A 4,278-nucleotide genomic window follows, 5' to 3' on the forward strand; every position below is an offset into this window, starting at 1 on the left:
ATGTAAATGAGATAGAGGCATTTATTCAGGAAAATCCGCATGCAATCATGACATTAGATCCGGATATGACCATCACGGATGCCAACCCTGCCTGTTCACGAATGCTGGGATATAGTCATGAAGAGATCAGTCGGATGAAACTGACCGATCTGAAAGTTTTGGAACGGGAAGGTCAGTCCGCAAAGGATGCATATCAAACAAAACGACCGGCAAGAGGCCGACTGATAACAGAGGTTCCGGCTGGTATCAGGCATCTTGATTATGTGTATATTCCGATCATTGATCAGAAAGGAACCGTAATCAGGTTTATTGAGATATTTTCAGATATGACTGCTATCAGATCACTGGTTAATTATCTGAATAAGTCCGTGGAAGTTGTCCAGACCAATATCAGTTCTCTTGCCAGGGGAGATACAAAATTCAACGTTACTATCCTGGAGGCCGATGAGCATTCAAAATCTGCCAGAGAAGAATTTGTAAAGATAGGACAGGCAATAGATACAGCCAGACAGGCAATTACTCATCTGGTTACTGATTCACATGCGATTGCACAGGCTGCGATTGCCGGAGACCTGAAGTTCAGATCAGATCCCTCAGTTCATGAAGGTGATTACCGTGCAATTATCGAAGGAATGAATCAGACCCTGGATTCAATAAATATTCCCGTTCAGGAATCCATGAAGATTGCCGGTGAATATTCAAATTACAACTTTGTTGCACGATTTGATCCGACCATTGATATAAAGGGTGACTGGATTGAGTTCACAAAAGCACTGAATAATATTGGCGTTCAGATATCTGAAGCGATTTCTCTGATTAATAAAAGCGTGAGTGATCTGGCAGCAAGTTCAGAGGAAGCCAATGCAAGTGTGGAAGAGGTTCTTGCTGGAGCCCATCAGATAGCAGCCAATACCAATATGGTCAGCCAGAATGCAGATCAGGGAGGAGATGGTATTGTACAGGTTATCAAGGCGATGGAGGATCTTAATGAGACTGTTGCGGCTGTCTCACGTAAGGCAGAGTCTGTATCTGTTGCGTCTGATGAGACGAATTCACTTGCCAAAGGGGGAATCGTTCTTGCACACCAGTCTGAAAAAGCGATGGGAGAGATCACCCAGTCTGCAAACGAAGTTGATATGATTGTAAACGGGATAAATTCGCAGATGGATGAGATCGGTAAGATTGTCCGGTTAATATCTGATATTGCAAACCAGACCAATTTACTTGCATTGAATGCGGCAATCGAAGCTGCAAGAGCGGGTGAGGCAGGGAGAGGATTTGCGGTTGTGGCAGCCGAGGTTAAGTCTCTTGCACAGGATTCACGGAAATCAGCAGAAAATATTGCTGACATGATTGCAGCACTTCAGACCAAGGCAAATCAGGCGACTGAAGCGATGGGAAAATCAACCAGTGCAGTACAGGAAGGAAGTTCTGCGCTTGAGCAGACTCTTGCTGCGTTTAATAAGATAGCGAAAACTATTGAAGAGATTAATCAGAGCATTGTTGAGGTTGCTTCTGCTTCAGAAGAGCAGGCAGCATCGGTTGAAGAGGTCACCGCCAGTATTCAGGAGGTTGCAAATCTGGTCCAGAACACCTCACGTGAAGCGGGAGATGCAGCAGCAGCTACTGAGGAGGCCAGTGCATCTATTGATGAGATTGGGAGAATTATGGGAGGAGTTGTACACATTGCAGATGCTATCTCACATGAAATGACAAAATTCAAGGTTTTATGATACTATGGCAGATGTAGAATCAGAACAACCGGTACCAGAGCACGTTGTGTCTTCAGGGGCAGACAACGAGATCCAGATTGTGGAGTTCCTTCTTGGCGAGGACAAATTTGCCATCAATCTTTTTGATGTAAAAGAGATCGTGGAGTATACACGGATTACTCCGCTACCGGGAAGTGCACGATATATCAAAGGAATTATTGATCTCAGAGGAGAAATTACCACAATTATTGATCCCAAGCAGAAGATGGGGATTTCTTCGTTGAACACGAATATGGAGCAGTCCCGGATTATCGTTATTGATAGTTCGATTACCAAGGGGAAGACTGGAATTCTGGTTGATGATGTCACCACCGTTATGTCAATACCAACGGCCCAGATCGATCAGAAAACCTGCGACAAGGATGATACCTCGTATATTCTTGGTATCATCAGGCATAAGCAGGGCGATAAGGATTCAGACAGGACTGATCTTATTGTATGGCTGGATGTTCCTCGGATGCTCAAGGATATGGGCCAATAGATATCTCTTATTTTGTTTTAGAAATTCATAATTCTGTTGAGAGATGAATGCAGGATATTGATTTGACCAGCGTGAAGCGATGAAGAGTCAATACAATTTTTGAAGTTTATTCTGAAAAAATGATGGTCATTCTGGGGTTATAACCCTGCACGTTCTACGATAACATCAGCAACCTGTCTGGCACTGGTGAACGGAAAATCGCTCATCGTAAGGAGGGTTCCTGCTTCACCTGCAGTCATTCGTATCTCACCAACCTGGCAGGTGGTGTCAGCTCCGGCAGGAAATGCTGCGATAAGCTGCTCCGGTGTCGCGATTGGAAACGTAGCACCTGCAAGTGCCCCGGTTATCTGTGCATGGATCTCTTCTTTGATAGATGGCATGAGTATTCACTCCTTGATCATGGATGAAATATCGCCAACAGCCCTGGCAATTGCGCAGTCATTGCTGTGAGTACTGCACCCAAAGCAGGCGCTTTTCAGGTGGGCGATAGATTCTTCGGCTTTTTCCTTGCTGACTTCTGCTCCTGTACATTTCCAGATCGGCATGTGCCTCACCATACAGAACTGGGACTGTTATCATAATATACTTGAGCGTCATTATTATGACTCATGCATGTCCTGCTACACTTCAATGACTCTAACGATTATAATCAAATATTCCCCATATCTGATGAGATGACACCATGGACCACGTAGAACCATCTGTGACCCCTGATGCACTGATGCATGAAATCCGGGAGATCAGGGGAGATCTGAAGAGATTTTTCGAACGCACAAACCAGGTCCATCTCCAGTCTATCATATCAGATCTAAAGCACGAGTATGGTGATATTCTCTCAAAGAACCATGTTGAACGTGCCAGGGAATGTCTCTCCAGCAACATGGTACATGATTGTGAGATGCATGATACCTGCTTTCAGATCCTTCTCAATTTTCTAACCGCTACTTCAAACCACATTAATGATGGAGAAATTACTGATGATCTTGTTCGCTCATACCGTGCCCATATCGAGGAGATGCGGAAAAAAGGGCCATATCAACGATGTGATATCTGCTTTAATGAGGTGAGACGGCTTTTTGAAAAACAACTGGACCTGATGCGTTCATTGGGAATCCTCAAGCAACAGGAGGCATCGTTGCCAGTTATGGATTATCCTGAAGAGAAGATGGTATCGGGTATAATCGAACCGATAGCAAGCACCCCGCGATTTCAGATTCTTCAGGCCGTATCAGCAGAGACGAAGACATTTTCAGATCTGTCCCAGTTAACCAAACTCAGGGGTGGAAACCTTCTGTTTCATATGAAAAAACTTCAGGAAGCAGGAATGATCATCCAGAGGCACGAGCGGGGAGATTATGTCATCACTGATAAAGGATTCAGGGTGTTATCAGCGATTCGGGAAGTGTATGCAAACATCGTGAGTAAAGAATTCGGTGAATAATATGATTTATCAGATGGTCACCAGGAAGGGTTCATTCGTTCGTACCAACGAGATGCGTGGTTTTAGAGGGGTTTTTCATATCATATCTGGTGGGTTCTGATACGATGCAGGACGTAAGGATAGTTCGTGTGGTGAACTGATGAACAAAGTAATGCCAACCACACCATGTGTCTGGTGCAAGAATTACGATGAGGTATGCCTGACAGTCCCGGTCTCAATTTTTCAGCGATGAGTGTTCAGATCCCCTGTACTGTTGCAGTTAAATATTGTAACGGAAAGATTATTTCAACAGAGAAGATAAACCAAAAAAATGAGGAAAAATACCTGTGAAGCGAGAGCCATAATCTGTACTCATGACTCGTAGAGCCTTCTTTGTGACTTCATATCTACTAGATGTAACAGAGAGAATGTAGACATTATTGATAATCTGAAATAGTGTTATACTGAGCGACAGAAATTGCAATTTTGAATTCTTACACGAATAGGATAGATTTGCAATTAAATGAAAAATATCAGAAATACTTTTACTTATTCACATATCTCTCTGGCGCTCAGTATACCTAGATTTTCATCTGCAAATTCCA

The 4,278-nt window shown here is 43.6% G+C and carries 5 protein-coding genes; 3 read left to right on the forward strand and 2 right to left on the reverse strand.

Annotated features, from left to right (window positions below; genetic code table 11):
* Both LUQ50_RS10515 and LUQ50_RS10520 read left to right on the forward strand, forming a co-directional pair.
* A partial coding sequence (locus LUQ50_RS10515) for a methyl-accepting chemotaxis protein (protein WP_300039789.1) occupies nt 1–1,733 on the forward strand: 1,733 nt, incomplete at its 5' end.
* Between the two features lie 4 nt (nt 1,734–1,737).
* Nucleotides 1,738–2,253, forward strand: coding sequence for a chemotaxis protein CheW (locus LUQ50_RS10520; protein WP_300039790.1), 516 nt, complete (start codon nt 1,738–1,740; stop codon nt 2,251–2,253).
* Between the two features lie 137 nt (nt 2,254–2,390).
* On the opposite strand, the gene LUQ50_RS10525 is transcribed toward LUQ50_RS10520, so the two are convergent.
* The gene (locus tag LUQ50_RS10525) at nt 2,391–2,633 is read right to left on the reverse strand and encodes an MTH865 family protein (RefSeq protein ID WP_300039791.1); all 243 of its coding nucleotides are present in this window, start codon (nt 2,631–2,633) and stop codon (nt 2,391–2,393) included.
* Between the two features lie 6 nt (nt 2,634–2,639).
* A complete protein-coding gene (locus LUQ50_RS10530) occupies nt 2,640–2,798 on the reverse strand; it encodes a hypothetical protein (protein WP_300039792.1) in 159 nt (52 codons plus the stop codon).
* A 137-nt stretch (nt 2,799–2,935) separates the two neighbouring features.
* Here LUQ50_RS10530 and LUQ50_RS10535 point away from each other — a divergent pair, with 137 nt between their 5' ends.
* A complete protein-coding gene (locus LUQ50_RS10535; RefSeq protein WP_300039793.1) occupies nt 2,936–3,694 on the forward strand; it encodes a winged helix-turn-helix domain-containing protein in 759 nt (252 codons plus the stop codon).
* The last annotated feature ends 584 nt before the right edge of the window (nt 3,695–4,278 follow it).

Origin of the sequence: Methanospirillum sp. (genome assembly GCF_028679455.1) — an archaeon.
Classification (GTDB): domain Archaea; phylum Halobacteriota; class Methanomicrobia; order Methanomicrobiales; family Methanospirillaceae; genus Methanospirillum.

Excerpts from the sequence above, each read along its gene's own strand:
- LUQ50_RS10525 (WP_300039791.1), bottom strand. The coding sequence starts at position 2,633 with ATGCCATCTATCAAAGAAGAGATCCATGCACAGATAACCGGGGCACTT.
- LUQ50_RS10535 (WP_300039793.1), top strand. The coding sequence starts at position 2,936 with ATGGACCACGTAGAACCATCTGTGACCCCTGATGCACTGATGCATGAA.
- LUQ50_RS10520 (WP_300039790.1), top strand. The coding sequence starts at position 1,738 with ATGGCAGATGTAGAATCAGAACAACCGGTACCAGAGCACGTTGTGTCT.
- LUQ50_RS10530 (WP_300039792.1), bottom strand. The coding sequence starts at position 2,798 with ATGCCGATCTGGAAATGTACAGGAGCAGAAGTCAGCAAGGAAAAAGCC.